Source organism: Xanthomonas cucurbitae, assembly GCF_002939885.1.
Classification (GTDB): Bacteria; Pseudomonadota; Gammaproteobacteria; order Xanthomonadales; family Xanthomonadaceae; genus Xanthomonas; species Xanthomonas cucurbitae.
The window spans coordinates 23,498-40,522 of record NZ_MDED01000031.1 but is presented as its reverse complement, the minus strand read 5'-3'; the positions used below and the strand labels follow the sequence as shown (position 1 = coordinate 40,522).

Here is a 17,025-nt window from a genome sequence, read left to right as displayed (position 1 = left end):
TGCAACTCCACTTGGTCGTGTAGGGGCTCAGGCTACGACACCTGGCCCGCTACGTTATAGGACTGTTGCACTTCGCGGGCGAATCCACCCCCGACAGCTGAAGCAAGGCTGATGATGATCGCGACCTTCGCCGCCTTGATCATTGCCGCCATTGCGTTTTCACGCGATTGCCCGGTGGCGATGCGATAACCCAGAAGCAAGACCCACAGCGTGGTGACCGTCAATGCGATCGTACTGACCCACCTCATGGTACGGCTCATCAGCTGCAGGCCGAACGCCTGAATCTCGTTGCTGAAGTAGTCGTTGACCAGTTTGAAGAACACGAAGTCGCCGAGGCCGATATCCGCCAAGGGCTGCAACCCGTTCATCGCTCCGTGGAGAACTGCGTCCATTATCTTCTGCCTGCCTGTCGTGATGGAACGGTCAATTGGACAAGGCTGCTTTCAGCGTTGCGGCCTGCACGACCTGCCCCAACGGTTTGAGCCAGCTGTTCTTGTCGCCATCCAGCGCTTTCCTGGCCAATCGCGACTGGTCTTCCTTGAGCCCAACGATATAGCTGTCATACGCTGTCATCTGCGCCTGCCAGTAATCCAGGTCCATGGCGTTCTGTGCGATGAAACGCTGCACTTCGTTATCGTTGGCAGCAAGCGCTCCTTGGCTGGTACCACCTTTGTCGCGCTGCGCCTCCACCGTTTTGAACTGATTGTTGCGCTCTATGAGGCGCTTGATCATGCGTACTGACTCGTTGTACTTGGCATTTTTCGCCAGCACCATGCGTGTGCATACCTTCATTTGCTCCTCCACCATCTTGCCACTCATGTTCGGTGCGAGAGATTTGAATTGCTGCAGCATTCCTGAGAGGCCGGCTGGCGAGGAACCCGGGCAGTCGTCTTGCAGGCCATAGTCTTCAGGACGTTCGGCAAAGTTGTCGGCCATGGTGGAAGTCCCCAGGTTCAACCGCTGAAGCTTGATGAGCTGCTGCTGATAATGATCCAGCTGCTGCTGATACTGCTTGAGAGTGTCGGTCCATCGCTTGGCCTGCTCTGCGTACTCCTGCAAAGCCTTCCCCATCGACGTTGGGTCATTGACAATCACACCCACCGCATTCGCGGGCCCAGCGCCAAGACCGGCAGCAAGTAACAAGCCTGCGGCGAGGCGTGAGAGCGAAGGGCGTGAGCGGCGTGAGCGGTCATTCATGGCGGGACTCGTCGATCTTGTTGGGTGCAGATGGAGGGCGGGGCAGCAAACGAGGGATAACGAGGGCACAGGCAGGAAGGCAATACATAGCCCAGGCAAGTGGCCGGGAGTCAAGCGCGTCACGCAATCCTGAAGTGCCAGAGCTCTGTTCAGACACAGGCGCAGCGACGTGAAAGACGTCGCCGGGGGTGCGGAGATGAGCGCCCGCTGGGCCATTATCCTATGTAAGGTTGAGGCAGGTCGTTAGCAACACTGGCATAGGTCAAGACAAATTGCCACTATTTGCCAGCGCTCCAGACCGTCATTCCATCGTCTAGCGTCCGCCACCTCAGGAGCAACGTTGCCCGAGTAGGAAAAATCTGACATCCGATCGCGGGGTTGCCTCACCCTAGGCAGCTACTGGAGACGTGCGCGTGCCCCCCCCATGTCACGACAGGTGGCCGATTCCGGGTCAGTGGGCGATCTCCGTCAAGGCGTGTAGCCCCACTTCGAGATGATCAATTCCAGGGTCGCTTGATTCACTGGGACAACGCCTGGACACGTCATCAGGTAGGTCCGGCGTGCAGTCGCCGTGGCCGGCGGGTTGAAGGCCGGGCTCCATACCTGGATGGCATGGAAGGCTGCGATCGACGCCGTACATTCGGGACCGGGAGCGCCAGCGTCAGGGCCGGACACGCCGGCCATGCAAAGAAAGACCGAACACGGATCTACCGCCTGGGCGCGAACTGGGGCGCTCACGCCAAGACCTAACGCCGCAGCCAGTGCAAGCGTGGTGGCCATGGTGCATCGCTTCATGATGAATACCTCCCTGGTAGTAGTTGAAGTGACATGCTTGTCTCTGGACGATTTGCGATAAGCATGGCTCAGCGAGACAGTCTAGCCACCGGTTTCCACGGCCCAGACTGGGGCGCCTAACTTTCCGTCTTCGCCAGAATGGCAGCCCTCAAATTATCATTGGAACCGATGCACGCGAAATTATCATTGGAACCGGCGCACGCGGCGTGGGGATCAGGCACCGCTGGCTAGCCGCTCAGCAATTGCTGCAGCGCAACGTCCCGCTACTCGCCTTTCTGCTCTTGGAGCGCGGCATTCGCCTCGCCAGCGGCGCACGGCCGGTCATTGCCGCAGGGCACCAGCTCCGTGCGCTCGACCCGTTCCGGAACGACGAATTCTGCCCGGTCGTGCGCCGTCTCGGTCGCCAGTGACATGGCGGTGTACACCACGTAGCCGGCCATCGCGATACCGATGGCGCCTGCCACCAGCATGGCGGTGGACGCAAGCCACAGGCGCCGCGCGGCGGCGGTCTCGAAGGACCGCTGCGCTTGCAGGAAACGCTGTGTGGTCTGCTGCAGACTGGTTTCGGCCTCGGCCAGCGTCTTGTCGAACTGGTCCAGTGCCGGATCCAGCCCCTGCTGGCTCGCTTGCACCAGCTGCGGCAGCGCACTTTCCACTACCTGGTCGATCCGCTGATCGGCGTCGTCGATTGCATACTGCAGCGTCTGCATCTGCTGCTGTACCAGCTCCTGCAGGCGCTCGTCGCGTTGCCTCATGGTCGCGAGCAGTATGGCCATGGCCTTGACGGCCTCCTGCAACTGCTGTCTGGACGCCCCCAGAATGGCGTTGGCTTGCAGCAGTTCGGGGACATTCTGGCTCTTCATCGTCGTTCTCCCAACGTTTGGATGCAATGCGCGTTACGTGGATTACCCGCCACCGCGACCTCCACCATCCCCACCACGTCCAGCAGTTCCCGGCAGGCCGTAGTGGAGCATACGCCACGGGGGCACTCCAGGATCTCCTGCGCGTGAATCGATTATCCAAGGATGCTGGTCGATCGATCTTGCACGCCAGTCGCCAGGCGGCATCCGCCACCGGCAGGCAAGCCCAGCAGGAGCAGCCGCCTCTCCGGCACAGCGGCAAGCCGAGCGCATGTTCGCCAGTCTGGCCGCCCTGCGCCCCCCCCTACCGCCAACCGCCGCCGCTCCGGACCGATCGCCAATCGCTGCCTTTGAGCTCGCTTGCGACGAACCTGAGCCATTAACCTCCATGGAGTGACCGGCTTCGCAGTTCCACAATCGCGCTGAATTTCGACTAAATATTCCTGCAAGGAGCCGATACCTCCTTGGACCGGCACCTTGCGGCATGCGTGGAGCGCATGTTGCCCGTGTCGCAGCGAACTCCCCGCGCCACCGTACCGCCCGAGGCACCCATGAGCACCCTATCGCCCGATTTGCCTGCGCCGTTGACGCTTGCCCTGGAAGGCGAGATGACCATCCGCCGCGCCGCCGAGCTCAAGCCGTTGCTGCTGCCGGCGCTGGAGCATCCGGGCGGGCTGCATCTGGATCTGGGCGCGGTCAGCGAGATCGACACCACCGGCCTGCAGTTGCTGCTGGCCACCAAGCAGGCGATCCAGGCCGACGGACGACCGTTTTCGCTCACCGATTCCAGCCGCGCCGTAGTCGATGTGATCGAACTGCTCGGCCTGCTCGAAGCCTTGTATCCGCACGCGGTCGCAAGCCTCGACGCACGAATTCACTAACGGACCGGGTGACGCGCGCATGGACATGCACCAGCTGATGCAAACCTTCCTGGCCGAAAGCCGGGACCTGCTCGAAGACATGGAACGCCACCTGCTCGAAGCCGAGCGCGGCGAGTCCTCGCCCGATGCGGTCAACGCGATCTTCCGCGCCGCGCATACCATCAAGGGCTCGGGCGGCCTGTTCGACCTGCCGCAGCTGGTGGGCTTCACCCATGTGGTGGAAAGCGTGCTGGACCTGGTACGCGACGAAGCGCTGACACTGAGCTCTGAACTGATCGCGCTGCTGCTGGTGTGCTGCGACCACATCCACGCCTTGGTGGAGACTGCGGCCGATCCCGGCCACGCCGATGCGGCCGCATTGGCCGCCGAAGCCGAACCGCTGCTGGCGCAGTTGCAGACCTATCTGCAGGGTAGCGCCTGCGGCGTCACCGCCGCAGTTGCGCAACACGGCGCGCCCGAAAAACAGAGCGGTTACTGGCGCATCAGCCTGAAGCTGTTCGCCGATGCGCTGCGCTTCGGCAATTCACCGCTCAAGCTGATCCGCAACCTGCGCAGCCTGGGCTCGGTGGAATCGATCAGCACCGACTACAGCCAATTGCCGAGCCTCGAAGCGCTCGACCCGGAGGCCAACTATCTCGGCTTCCGGATCCTGCTGCGCAGCGATGCCGATCGCGCCGCCATCGAGGACGTGTTCGAATTCGTACGCGAAGACTGCGAGCTGGAGATCGCCGCAGTAGCTGCACCGACCGATGCGACCGCGTTGGTCACCGTTGCGCCGGCGGCGATGACGGTGCCGGCCAGCACACCGGCAACCGCATCGGCCCCACCACGAGCAGCAGCGGAGACCGGCACGCGCGGCGGAGCCGAAGCGCGCTCGATCCGGGTGGATGCCGACAAGCTCGATCGCATGATCGACCTGGTGGGCGAACTCATCATTGCCGTGTCCAGCACCAACGCCAACGCGCAGCGCAGCGGCGATGCACAACTGCTGGAATCGGCTTCGATCCTGGCCGGGCTGGTGGAAGAAGTACGCGAAAGCGCGCTGCAGTTGCGCATGGTCAAGATCGGTGGCACCTTCAGTCGCTTCCAGCGCGTAGTACACGATGTGGCGCGCGAACTGGGCAAGGACATCGCGCTGGTGGTGGCCGGCGAAGACACCGAACTGGACAAGTCGGTGGTGGAAAAGATCGGCGACCCGCTCACCCACCTGGTGCGCAATGCAATGGACCACGGCATCGAACCGGCTGACGTGCGCGTGGCGCGCGGCAAACCGGCGCGCGGCACGGTGGGCCTGAACGCGTATCACGACTCCGGCAGCATCGTCATCCAGATCACCGACGACGGTGGCGGCCTGAATCGCGACAGGATCCTGGCCAAGGCGCTGGAACGTGGTCTGGTCGAACCCGGCCGCCAGCTCAGCGACCGCGACGTCTTCGCGATGATCTTCGAGCCGGGTTTTTCCACCGCCGAAAAGGTCACCAACCTGTCCGGCCGCGGCGTTGGCATGGATGTGGTCAAGCGCAACATCACCGCGCTGCGCGGCACGGTGGACATCGACAGCGCCGCCGGCCTGGGAACCACCATTTCGGTCCGCCTGCCGCTGACCCTGGCCATCATCAATGGCTTCCAGGTCGGCGTGGGCAAGTCGGTATTCGTGGTGCCACTGGACGTGGTGGAAGAGTGCGTGGAATTCGCACCGGACTACGCCAGCGACTACATCGACCTGCGCGGCAGCGTGCTGCCGTACGTGCGCCTGCGCGAGCTGTTCGCGCTTGGCAGCAAACAACCTGCACGCGAAAGCATCGTGGTGATCCGTCAGGGCACGCAGCGCTTCGGCCTGGTGGTGGACACCTTGCTGGGCGAATGGCAGACGGTCATCAAGCCGCTCTCGAAGGTCTTTGCGCAGGTCAAGGGCATCAGCGGCTCCAGCATCCTGGGCAGCGGCGATGTCGCACTGATCCTGGATGTGCCCAGTCTGATCCAGCAATTGCATCCCACCCAGGACGCGCTGGCCGCCTGAGCGCTCGCCGTTGCTCTGCTGTCACCGCATCGTTTCGTCGTCACCTGACACTCGGAAACCACCGCCATGTCACATCGTCTCCCGCCCGCTACCCAGCTCTGGCTCAGCACCGCCGTGGTCGTTGCCGTCCCCGTGTTCGTTGTCGTGGCAAGCATTGCATTGTCGCTGTCGTCCACTGCCCTGCTGGCCGCCAGTACGGTCGCCGCGCTGCTCGGGGCAGCGCTGCTGGCCTGGTCCATCCGCAGCACCAGCACATCGCTACAGCTAGCCACCACCACCGTGGATGCCTTCGCGCGCGGGCATTTCGACGTGACCCTGCCGCCGCTTCGCGGCGAGCCGGCCAGCGACCTCCTGCGCAGTCTGCACACGCTGCAAGATGGCATGCGCCACCTGCACCAGGAGATCGACCGGGTCTTGCGCGAACACGATGGCGGCGAGATCGATGCGCGCATCGATGCCGCGCGGTTCGATGGCGACTTCCACGCCATGGGCGATGGCATCAACCGCATGGTGACCAGCCACATCGCGGTCAAGAAGCAGGCCATGGCCTGCGTGGCCGAGTTCGGCCGGGGTAACTTCTCCGCAGAACTGGAACGCCTGCCTGGCAAGAAGGCCTTCATCAACGAGATCGTCGACCAGGTCCGCGCCAACCTCACCGGCCTGGTCGCCGAAGTCAACCGCATGTCGGGCGAGCACGATGCCGGCGATATCGATGTGGTCATCGACACCCAGCGTTTTGCCGGCGATTTCCGCCGCATGGCCGAAGGCATCAACGCCATGGTGGCCAGCCATATCGCGGTCAAGAAGCAGGCCATCGCCTGCGTGGGCGAATTCGGTCGCGGCAACTTCACCGCGCAGCTGCCATTGCTGCCTGGCAAGAAGCGCTTCATCAACGACACCATCGAACAAGTGCGCGGCAATCTCACCGGACTGATCGCCGAGATCAACCACATGTCGGTGGAACACGAAGCCGGCGACATCGACGTGGTGATCGACAGCAGCCGCTTCGATGGCGACTTCCGCAGCATGGCCACCGGCATCAACCAGATGGTGGGCGCACACATCGCAGTGAAGAAGCTGGCGATGGGCGTGGTGGCCGAATTCGGCCGCGGCAATTTCGACGCACCGCTGGCCCAGCTTCCCGGAAAGAAAGCCTTCATCAACGACACCGTGGAGCGCGCACGCGGCAACCTGCGCAGCATCTCCGAGGTCATCCAGGTGATGGGCGCGATGGCCGACGGCGACCTCACCCACACCGTGGAAGGCCGCTACGAAGGCGCGTTCGCCGACATGCAGCGCTACGTCAACACCACCATGAGCCGCCTCACCGAGATCGTGGACGAAGTCAATCGCAACGCCGAAAATTTGGCCAGCGCCTCGGAAGAAGTCAGCGCCACCGCGCAGGCGCTGGCCCAGGCGGCCAGCGAGCAGGCCGCCGGCGTGGAAGAAACCAGCGCCTCGCTGGAGCAGATGACCGCCTCCATCGGGCAGAACACCGAGAACGCACGCGTCACCGACAGCATGGCCGCCAAGGCCGCCAGCGAAGCGGCCAACGGCGGCGACACCGTGCGCGCCACGGTGGTGGCGATGAAGGACATCGCCAAGAAGATCGGCATCATCGACGACATCGCCTACCAGACCAACCTTCTCGCCCTCAACGCCGCCATCGAGGCCGCGCGTGCCGGCGAACACGGCAAGGGCTTTGCGGTGGTGGCCGCCGAGGTGCGCAAGCTGGCCGAACGCAGCCAGATCGCCGCGCAGGAAATCGGCGAAGTGGCCGGTTCCAGCGTGGAGCTGGCCGAAAGCGCCGGCCGCGTGCTGGGTGAGATGGTGCCGTCGATCCGCCGCACGTCCGACCTGGTGCAGGAAATCGCCGCCGCGTCCGAGGAACAGACTGCAGGCGTCAGCCAGATCAACACCGCCGTTGGCCAATTGAACCAGACCACGCAGTCGGCCGCGGCCAATGCCGAAGAACTGGCCGCCACCTCGGAGGAGATGAGCGCACAGGCCGAACAACTGCAGCAACTGATGGGCTTCTTCCGGCTAGGCAATGGCGGACGTGGCGTCGTCCAGGCCAGCAAGCCAGGGCCGCGCCGGGTGGTAGCGGTCGGCCAAGCCACCACCGCCCACGCGCCGGCACGGCGCACCAACGTGCGCCAGATCGGTGTGGTGGCCGCTAGCGCCGATGCCATCGACGAATCGCAGTTCGCCAGTTTCTGAAGGAGGCAGACGATGCAACCGCACAGCAGCGCAACCACCGGCACGCCATCGCCCACGGCACCGCAGCAATACCTGACCTTTTCGTTGGGCAAGGAACTGTTCGGCCTGGGAATTGTCGGCATCAAGGAAATCATCGAATACCGTGTACCCACCGATGTGCCGATGATGCCGCCGGCCCTGCGCGGGGTCATCAACCTGCGCGGTGCGGTGGTTCCGGTGGTGGATCTGCAGCAACGCGTGGGGCGCACCGCCAGCACGATCACCAAGCGCAGCTGCATCGTGATCGTGGAGATCGCCCACGGCGACAGGCACCAGGTCCTCGGCCTGCTGGTGGATGCGGTGAGCGAAGTGCTGGAGATCGCGGCCAGCGATGTTGTTGCCACGCCCAGCTTCGGCGCAGGCGTGGCGCGCGATCTTGTTCATGCCATGGGCAAGATCGGCGAGCGTTTCGTGATCCTGCTCGATACCGATGCCGTACTGGGCCAGGATGCACTGGCCCAGCTTCCCGCCGCACTGGCGGCCTGACCTCCGGATGCCCGCCAGGATGCCCATGCGCCCCGCCCTTCTTTCCTGCAACTGCACGCTGGCTGGCCCGGTCCTGGTGGTCGACGACAGCGCGGTCCAGCGCGAACACGCCATGGCCCTCTGCCGCCAGCTGGGCGCCGATGTGGTCGATGGCGCCGCCGATGGGCACGCCGCGCTGGACTGGCTGAGCCGCGCCAGCGCCCCATCGCTGCTGCTGATCGACCTGGAAATGCCCGGCATGGACGGCGTGCAGTTGCTCGATGCGCTGGCACGCGGCCAGTACACCGTGCCGGTGGTGGTGGTCTCGCAACGTGGTGGTGCACTGATCGATGCGGTAATGCAACTGAGCCGCAGCGCCGGGGTGCGCGTGCTCGCCGGCATCGAAAAGCCGCTGCATCTGCAGGACCTTGCCACCGTACTGGAGTGCGAACCCGCATCACGCACTACGGCGGCCGGCACGCTGCCGTCGGCGGCGATTTCGCCATTGACCCCAGGTGGCGCCGCTGCCGCCTCGCGGCTGGATCGCGCCATGCGTCGCGGCGAAATCCGCGTGGCCTACCAACCCAAGCTCGATCTGAAGGATGGCCGGCTGCGCGGCGTGGAAGCGCTGGCGCGCTGGCGCCGCCCGCAGGGCGACATGATCGGCCCGGACCGTTTCATTCCGCTGGCCGAACGCGAGGGCCTGATCCACGCACTGACCCAGCAGGTGATCGACAAGGCGATCGCACAACTGGTGGCCTGGCGCGGCGAGGGTCTGCACTTGTCGCTGGCCTTGAACCTGTCGCCCAAGCTGCTGGGCGAACCAGGCTTTCTCGAGCAGCTGTGCGCCAAACTGAGCGACAACGGCCTGAGTCCGGCCGATCTGGTGCTGGAACTCACCGAAAGCGCCATCGTGGAGCCGGCCACCGCGCTGAGCATGTTGGCACGCCTGCGCCTGCACGGGTTCGGGCTGTCCATCGATGACTACGGCACCGGCTTCTCGTCGCTGCAACGCCTGGCCAGCATTCCGTTCACCGAACTCAAGCTGGACCGCAGCTTCGTGCAGGCTGCCCACCGCAGCCACAGCCAGCGCACGGTGCTCGAATCCACGCTGGAACTGGCCCACCGGCTGGAACTGACCGCCGTGGCCGAAGGCGTGGAAACCCCGGATGACTGGCGCCTGCTGCGCGAGCTGGGCTGCGATCTGGCGCAAGGCTATCTCATGGGCTCGCCGATGCCCGGGCCGATGCTCTCGGACTGGTGGCGCGAACATGCCGTCCGCATCGCGCGCCTGAGCGAAGGCTCCTTCTCTGCCGATGCGGATGTGGCCTGAACCATGAGTACCGCCACTGCCATCACCGAACAGGAGTTCGGCCGCTTCCAGCGCTTCATCTTCGAGGCGGCCGGCATCAGTATTTCCTCCGGCAAGAAGGCCATGCTGTGCGGCCGCCTGGGCAAGCGCCTGCGCGAGCATCAGTTCGACAGCTACACCCAGTACCTGCAGCTGCTGGAAAGCCGCCAGGACCGCACCGAGATCCAGACCGCAATCGATCTGCTGACCACCAACGAAACCTATTTCTTCCGCGAGCCCAAGCATTTCGACCTGCTGCGCAAGCTGTCCGACGAGCACCGCGGCGGGTTGCCATTCCGTTGCTGGAGCGCGGCCAGTTCCAGCGGTGAAGAGGCCTACAGCATGGCGATGGTGCTGGACGATAGCCTGCAGGGGCGTCCGTTCGAGGTGGTGGGTACCGACATCAGCACCCGCGTGCTGGCCAAGGCGCGCACCGGGCACTACGCGCTGCAGCGCATCGACGGTATTCCGCAGCCGTATCTCAAGCGCTACTGCCTGCGTGGCCAGGGCGAATACGCCGGCACCTTGCTGGTGGAACGGCGCCTGCGCGAGCGCGTGCAGTTCGTGCACGCCAACCTCAACACCGCGCTGCCGCTGCTGGGCAGCTTCGATGCGATCTTCCTGCGCAATGTCATGATCTATTTCAACGGCCAGACCAAGCGCGAGGTGATCCTGCGCGTGCTCGCCAACCTGAAATCGGGCGGATATTTCTGCATCGGCCATTCGGAAAGCCTGAGCGAACTCGACATCGACCTGGTCCAGGTGGCACCCTCGATCTTCCGCAAAGCATGAGCCCAAGGATCCGCCGTGCCGACAGCGTTCAACCGCCCCGCCGCCCAGCCCGCCACCAACACCCACACGAATACCATCAAGGCGATGGTGGTCGACGATTCGGCGGTGGTGCGCCAGGTGCTGGTGGGCGTGCTCAACGATGCGCAGGGCATCGAGGTGATCGCCACCGCCGCCGACCCGTTGCTGGCGATCGAGAAAATGCGCCAGCAGTGGCCCGACGTGATCGTGCTGGATGTGGAAATGCCGCGCATGGATGGCATCACCTTCCTGCGCAAGATCATGAGCGAGCGCCCCACCCCGGTGGTGATCTGCTCCACGCTCACCGAAAAAGGCGCGCGCGTGACCATGGATGCGCTGGCTGCCGGTGCGGTGGCGGTGGTGACCAAACCCCGGCTGGGGCTCAAGCAATTCCTCACCGATTCGGCCGATGAGCTGGTGGCCACGGTGCGCAGCGCCGCACGCGCCAACGTCAAGCGGCTGGCCGCACGCGTGACCGCCGCACCACTGGAAGCCGAGGTCAAGCACACCGCCGACGTGATCCTCCCCGCGCAAAGCGGCCGTGCGCTGGCACAGACCACCGAACGCATCGTGGCCATCGGTACCTCGACCGGCGGCACCCAGGCGCTGGAAGAAGTCCTCACCGCCCTGCCACGCGTCTGCCCGGGCATCGTCATCGTCCAGCACATGCCGGAAAAGTTCACTGCGGCCTTTGCCACGCGCCTCAACGGCCTGTGCCAGATCGCCGTGAAAGAGGCCGCCAACAACGACCGGGTGATGCCCGGCCGGGCATTGATCGCCCCCGGCGGCAAGCATTTGCTGCTGCGGCGCAGTGGCGCGCAGTACTTCGTGGAAGTGATGGAAGGCCCGCCCGTGAACCGGCACCGCCCGTCGGTGGATGTGCTGTTCCGCTCGGCCGCACGCGCAGCCGGCAGCAATGCGCTGGGCATCATCATGACCGGCATGGGCGACGATGGTGCCGCCGGCCTGCTGGAAATGCGCCAGGCCGGCGCGCGCACGGTGGCGCAGGACGAACACACCAGCATCGTGTTCGGCATGCCCAAGGAGGCGATCAAGCGCGGCGGCGCCGACCGCGTCCTGCCGCTGGGCGCGATGGCGCGCGAGATCGTCACCCAGTTGCATCCTTGATCGCCTGGCCCTAAAGATCCATCCCCGCTGCCGCTATCGTTCTTGAAGACCCAGCATTGCGCGGGTCACCCGATGCGGCGGCAATCGCCGTCCCGGGACAGGAGGTGCAGCATGGCCACACGCACTCTCGCCGACAGCCTGTTCATCGATCCGGTCAGCGTCGACTCGGTATTCGTCGACCCCGTCATCGACGCAGGTGCCCACGTCCACTGCGCTGCCGCGACAGCGCCGCCAACCTGCATCACCGAGGACGAACGCCTCCGACAGCAACACCTGCAGCAGGCGCTGGCCGTGCAGTCCCCGCAATCGCAACCCGGCCTTCGCCCCGAGTGGGTGCAGGCGCGTGCGGCCTTGCTCGCGGCGGGCCATCGGCAAGGCGATGCAACCATCGCGCCGGAACCGCTCGGCAGCTCACCGCGCAACCACCTGCACTGACATCGTGTCCTGCACTGCCGACGCACGCCACTGACGTGCGCCGGCAGGCCTCATAGCTGCGAATCCAGCGGCAACCATCCAAGTACCATGGCAGCACTGCGCCGCCACACGCTGGCTGTCGGCTCGCGTGCCCACACCTGCTGCGGCTGCGCGGCATCGTCGTGCCAGCGTAGCTCGCCCTGCGCCAGCGTCACCCGATAACTGAGCGCTGCACTCACCTTGTGGGTGTACAAGCGTTCCAGCTCCGCAGTAACGGCGCGGTCCTCGAACAGCAACCCCATCTCGGTGTTGAGGTTCATCGAGCGCGGGTCCAGGTTGAACGAGCCGATGAAGCCACGCGTGTCGTCCACCACGAAGGCCTTGGTGTGCAGGCTGGCGCCGCTGGAGCCGAACAGGCTGCCATCGGGCTTGCCCATCGGCTTGAGCTCGTGCAGGCGCACGCCCTGCTGCAGCAGCGGCACGCGGTAGTCGGCATAGCCGCTGTGCACGGCCACCACGTCGTTGGCGGCCAACGAATTGGTCAGGATGTTGACGCGCACCTTGCGTTGGCGCAAAGCCCCGATCCAACGCATGCCCTGCTCGCCCGGTACGAAATAGGGCGAGATCACCTTCAACTCGCGCTGCGCGTGGGCCATCTGGCCGATCAGCACCGGTGTCATCCAGTCCGCCTGCGGCGGCGCGCCATCGGCCTTTTCCGGCGGGTCGGAGACGATGCGCGCGCGGTCCAGCCAATGCACCGGACGATCGCCCTGTAGCAAGGCCTGCACCCCAGGCGCACGCCGCAACCGCTGCACATACGGTTGTGCCCGCGCAGAGTCCAGCCCGGCATCCAGGCTGCCGCGCAACGCGTCCAGCGCCTGTGGCCTGGCCGTGGCCAACGCGGCCAACGGCAGTGCGTTGGGGCTGTTCCAGTAGGCGTCGAAGACCTGCTCGACCTGGCCTACCGCTGGCCCTACCACCGCCGCATCCATGTCCATGAAGTTGGTATCGCGCGCGGCATCGAAGTACTCGTCGCCCACATTGCGCCCCCCCACCACCGCAATCCGTCCATCGGCGATCCAGGCCTTGTTGTGCATGCGCCGGTTGATGCTGACCATGCGCAGCACCATCTCCACCCCACGCATCACCGTGCCTTCGCGTGCGCGGGTGGGATTGAACAGACGGATCTCGATCAAGGGGTGGCTGTCGAGCGCCGCCAACACCGAATCGCTGCCGTGCACGTTCATGTCGTCCAGCAACAGACGTACGCGCACGCCGCGGTCGGCGGCACGCAGCAGTTCGTTGTGCAGCAGGTTGCCAGTGAAATCGGCATGCCAGATGTAGTACTGCAGATCCAGGCTACGCCCGGCTGCACGCGCGGTGAGCGCACGCACCGCAAACGCCTCGGTGTTGTCCGCGACGATCACCACCCCGGTGTGCGCCGGATGTGCCTGCTGCAGCGGCGCCACCGCCTTGTCGATGGCCGTCACCATCGCCGTGGCGGGCAGTACGTGGCTGGCCGGCCCACGCTGGCGGTCGGCAAAACGGCCGTAGCCGTAAAGCGACAGCACACTGCCCAGCATGAACGCCAGCATGCCGATGCCGATCCATTTGAAGACGTTCCGCTTGCGCACCGCCAGCCCCAACACGTTCCAGCGCGGCAGTGTAGAGGTTGGCCTTGCAACTGCATGTGCACAGGCCGGCACGCGCCGGTGTGATGTCTCGGCATCACTGGCATGGGGACGGCTACAACGCAGATGCGGCACGCCGCACCTGCCAGCCACCGCGCCCGCAGGAAGCGAGTGCGGTCGCTCAAGGTGCAGCGCTTACCAGATCACGACACGCTCCTTGTCGCTGCGCACCATCGCATCGCCCGGTTTGCACTGGAATGCCTGCGCGAACACCGGCATGTTCGATGGCGCGCCATTGGCGCGGAAATTGGCCGGTGCATGCGTGTCGGTGTTCAAACGCACGCGCAATTCGCCGTCGGTGAAGTTGCGGCGCCACACCGTGGCCCAGTTCATGAAGAAGCGCTGATCCTGCGAATAGCCGTCGATCTGCGTGTTGGCATCGGGCTGTTCCTTCAACGCCATCTGCAAGGCGTCGTAGGCCACGGTCAGGCCACCCAGGTCGCCGATGTTTTCGCCCAGGGTCAGCTTGCCCTTGACGTGCACGCCGGGGATGGCCTCGTAGCCGTCGAACTGCGCCACCAACTGATCGGTGCGCTGGGTAAACAGCTTGCGGTCTGCGTCGGTCCACCAGGTGTCGAAATTGCCCTTGGCATCGAACTGGCTGCCGGAGTCGTCGTAGCCATGCATCATCTCGTGCCCGATCACCGCACCGATGCCGCCGTAGTTCAGCGCCGGATCGGCCTTGGGATCGAAGAACGGCGGCTGCAGGATCGCCGCCGGGAACACGATCTCGTTGCGGGTGGCGTTGTAGTACGCGTTGACCGTCTGCGGCGTCATATGCCACTCGCGCTTGTCCACCGGCTTGCCGATCTTGTCCAGCATGTAGCGGTAGTTGAATGCCTGGGCGGCCTGCATGTTGGCCAGGAATCCGTCGCCACGCGTCTCCAGTGCCGACCAGTCGCGCCACTGATCCGGATACCCGATCTTGGGCGTGAAGCTGGCCCACTTTTCCAGCGCGCGCTGCTTGGTCTGCGGACTCATCCAGTCCAGGCGTTCCAGCCGTGCCTGGAGCGCAGCGGACAGGTTCTGCACCAGCTGCTGCATCTGCGCCTTGGACTCGGCAGGAAACGCGGATTGCACGTAGAGCTGTCCCAGCGCTTCGCCCATCGCCTGGTTGACCGCGTTCAAGGTGCGCTTCCAGCGCGGCAGCATGTCCTGCTGCCCACGCAAGGTCTTGGCATAGAAATCGAAGTTGGCCTGCTCGAACGGCTTGGCCAGATACGGCGCCGCCTCATCGATGCTGTGGAAACGCAAGTAAGCTTTCCAGGTGTCCACCGGCGTGTCGGCAAGCATCGCATCGAGCTCGGCGAAATAACCCGGCTGGCTCAGCGAGAACGTAGCGGCCGGCACCTTGAGCGCGCTGAAGAACGCCTGCCAGTCGAAATGCGGCGTCACCGCGTTGGCGCCGGCTACATCGACCGGGTTGTAGCGCTTGGCCGGGTCGCGCAATTCGATCCGCGACAGCGAGGCGTTGGCCAGCCGCGTCTCGAATGCCATCACCGCCTTGGCCTGCGTCGCCGCCTGCGCAGCCGGGAGACCGGACAATTCCAGCACGCGCGCAATGTAAGCCACGTATTGCTCGCGGATCCTGGCCTGCGCTGGATCGCTGTAATAGCCCTTCTCGGGCAGGCCCAGACCGCCCTGGCCCGCATAGGCAATCATCTGCTCGGAATTCTTGTAGTCGGCATTGGCCCCGAACGAGAACACGAAGCCCTGGCCCTTGGCATAGCTGTCGCGCAACCACGCGGCGATGGCTGGCGCATCGGCCAACGCATCGATGGCCTGCAACTGTGGCTGCAACGGGGTGATGCCGGCGGTGTCGATGGCCGCCTCGTCCGAGCCGGTGCGCCACAGGTCGGCGATCTTGGCATCCACCGAACCAGGCGACAGACTGCCGCGCGCCAACTGCTCCACCAGCGCATGCTGGATGGTCAACGAGCGCTCGGCCAGTACTTCGAAGCTCCCCCAGCTGCTGCGATCGGACGGCACCGGGTTGGCCTTGAGCCACTTGGCGTTGACGAAACCATTGAGGTCCTGGCACGCGTTGATGGCCGGATCCAGATCGCCGCTGCCGAACGCCACGATCGGCGCATCCAGCTTGGACACATCCACCTTGGCCGGTGCGGCCTGCGGCGCGGCGGGCGCGGCCTTGGGGGCATCGTCGGAGGCGCCACAGGCCGACAATGCGACCGCGACGGCCAGCGCAAGCGACAACGGCGCGAAACTGCTCAACTTCATTCAATTCTCCAAGGCCGAAAAACCGCGCCATGCACGGTGGACAGTAAGCGCATGACCGAATCCCGTCGTGCTGTGCGCCACACTCCATTGCAGCGCACTGCCCGCCATTTCACCACGCTGCGATTACCTGGCCTTGCCCTGGTTGGCAACGGCATCGGCCGCGCGCTTGGCCGCGTCCGGGTCGCCGAGATAGCGGTAGCTTTGCACCTGCAGGCTGTCGTCCAGTTCGAACAACAGCGGGATGCCGGTGGGGATATTGAGTTCCAGGATCTGCTCGCTGGAGACGTCATTGAGATACTTGTACAGCGCGCGCAACGAGTTGCCGTGCGCGGTCACCAGCACGGTCTGGCCGGCCTTCAACTGCGGCGCGATCGCGTCGTGCCAGTACGGCAGCACGCGCACCAGCGTGGTCGCCAGCGACTCGGTGCCCGGCAACGCATTGCGATCCAGCGTGGCATAGCGGCGGTCGTGACAGGGGTGGCCCGGGTCGTTGACGTCCATCGCCGGCGGCGGGATATCGTAGGAGCGACGCCAGATCTTGACCTGCTCCTCGCCGTGCTTGGCGGCAGTTTCGGCCTTGTCCAGACCTTGCAGCCCGCCGTAATGGCGCTCGTTGAGGCGCCAGCTCTTGGACACCGGCAGCCAGTCCTGGTCGAGTTCCGTCAATGCGCCCTGCAGCGTATGGATGGCGCGCTTGAGTACCGAGGTGTGAGCCACATCGAACTGCAGGCCCTCGTCCTTCATCAGCTTGCCGGCAGCGGCAGCCTCCTGGCGGCCCTGTTCGGTGAGGTCCACATCCACCCAGCCGGTGAAGCGGTTGTCCAGGTTCCATTGGCTCTGGCCATGGCGCAGCAGTACGAGTTTGCGGGTCACTACGGTTCTCCGATTGGGGGCCGATCAGCCGGCGATTGTAGCG

Annotated in this window: 13 protein-coding genes and 1 pseudogene; 8 read left to right on the top strand and 6 right to left on the bottom strand. The window is 64.9% G+C overall.

Translation table 11 applies throughout. From position 1 onward, the window contains the following. Positions 1 to 89: 89 nt before the first annotated feature. The 3 genes and pseudogenes from XcuCFBP2542_RS15105 to XcuCFBP2542_RS15085 form a co-directional block, all read right to left on the bottom strand. Positions 90 to 392, bottom strand: a pseudogene (locus XcuCFBP2542_RS15105) (type IV secretion system protein); the annotation flags it as partial. A 31-nt stretch (positions 393 to 423) separates the two neighbouring features. Further along, complete coding sequence (locus XcuCFBP2542_RS15100) at positions 424 to 1,071, bottom strand: hypothetical protein (protein ID WP_167527009.1); 648 nt, start codon at positions 1,069 to 1,071, stop codon at positions 424 to 426. 1,184 nt (positions 1,072 to 2,255) lie between these two features. Beyond that, positions 2,256 to 2,855, bottom strand: coding sequence for a hypothetical protein (locus XcuCFBP2542_RS15085; RefSeq protein ID WP_104604492.1), 600 nt, complete (start codon positions 2,853 to 2,855; stop codon positions 2,256 to 2,258). A 548-nt stretch (positions 2,856 to 3,403) separates the two neighbouring features. Between XcuCFBP2542_RS15085 and XcuCFBP2542_RS15080 the strand changes: the two genes are divergently transcribed. The 8 genes from XcuCFBP2542_RS15080 (at position 3,404) to XcuCFBP2542_RS15045 (ending at position 12,201) form a co-directional block, all read left to right on the top strand. Next, a complete protein-coding gene (locus XcuCFBP2542_RS15080; RefSeq protein WP_104604490.1) occupies positions 3,404 to 3,733 on the top strand; it encodes an STAS domain-containing protein in 330 nt (109 codons plus the stop codon). Between the two features lie 19 nt (positions 3,734 to 3,752). Continuing rightward, positions 3,753 to 5,753: a chemotaxis protein CheA gene (locus XcuCFBP2542_RS15075; RefSeq protein ID WP_104604488.1), complete on the top strand. Its 2,001-nt coding sequence runs from the start codon at positions 3,753 to 3,755 to the stop codon at positions 5,751 to 5,753. A 66-nt stretch (positions 5,754 to 5,819) separates the two neighbouring features. Continuing rightward, positions 5,820 to 7,973 (top strand): methyl-accepting chemotaxis protein, encoded by a 2,154-nt coding sequence (locus XcuCFBP2542_RS15070; RefSeq protein ID WP_104604486.1) that lies wholly within the window; start codon positions 5,820 to 5,822, stop codon positions 7,971 to 7,973. Between the two features lie 12 nt (positions 7,974 to 7,985). Next, positions 7,986 to 8,498: a chemotaxis protein CheW gene (locus tag XcuCFBP2542_RS15065; RefSeq protein ID WP_104604484.1), complete on the top strand. Its 513-nt coding sequence runs from the start codon at positions 7,986 to 7,988 to the stop codon at positions 8,496 to 8,498. Between the two features lie 25 nt (positions 8,499 to 8,523). Then, positions 8,524 to 9,810: an EAL domain-containing response regulator gene (locus XcuCFBP2542_RS15060; RefSeq protein ID WP_104604482.1), complete on the top strand. Its 1,287-nt coding sequence runs from the start codon at positions 8,524 to 8,526 to the stop codon at positions 9,808 to 9,810. 3 nt (positions 9,811 to 9,813) lie between these two features. Then, positions 9,814 to 10,620, top strand: coding sequence for a CheR family methyltransferase (locus XcuCFBP2542_RS15055; protein WP_104604480.1), 807 nt, complete (start codon positions 9,814 to 9,816; stop codon positions 10,618 to 10,620). A gap of 15 nt (positions 10,621 to 10,635) precedes the next feature. Further along, a complete protein-coding gene (locus tag XcuCFBP2542_RS15050; RefSeq protein ID WP_167526910.1) occupies positions 10,636 to 11,766 on the top strand; it encodes a protein-glutamate methylesterase/protein-glutamine glutaminase in 1,131 nt (376 codons plus the stop codon). A 111-nt stretch (positions 11,767 to 11,877) separates the two neighbouring features. Then, the gene (locus tag XcuCFBP2542_RS15045; RefSeq protein ID WP_104604478.1) at positions 11,878 to 12,201 is read left to right on the top strand and encodes a hypothetical protein; all 324 of its coding nucleotides are present in this window, start codon (positions 11,878 to 11,880) and stop codon (positions 12,199 to 12,201) included. Between the two features lie 50 nt (positions 12,202 to 12,251). On the opposite strand, the gene XcuCFBP2542_RS15040 is transcribed toward XcuCFBP2542_RS15045, so the two are convergent. From XcuCFBP2542_RS15040 to gpmA, 3 genes are all read right to left on the bottom strand, one after another. Next, a complete protein-coding gene (locus XcuCFBP2542_RS15040) occupies positions 12,252 to 13,814 on the bottom strand; it encodes a phospholipase D family protein (protein ID WP_104604504.1) in 1,563 nt (520 codons plus the stop codon). A 192-nt stretch (positions 13,815 to 14,006) separates the two neighbouring features. Further along, entirely contained in the window at positions 14,007 to 16,109 is a 2,103-nt protein-coding gene (locus XcuCFBP2542_RS15035; RefSeq protein ID WP_104604476.1) for a M13 family metallopeptidase, read from the bottom strand. A 123-nt stretch (positions 16,110 to 16,232) separates the two neighbouring features. Then, positions 16,233 to 16,982 carry a 2,3-diphosphoglycerate-dependent phosphoglycerate mutase gene (gene gpmA / locus XcuCFBP2542_RS15030; protein ID WP_104604474.1) on the bottom strand — a complete coding sequence of 250 codons (750 nt, stop codon included), beginning with the start codon at positions 16,980 to 16,982 and terminating at the stop codon, positions 16,233 to 16,235. Between the last annotated feature and the right edge of the window lie 43 nt (positions 16,983 to 17,025).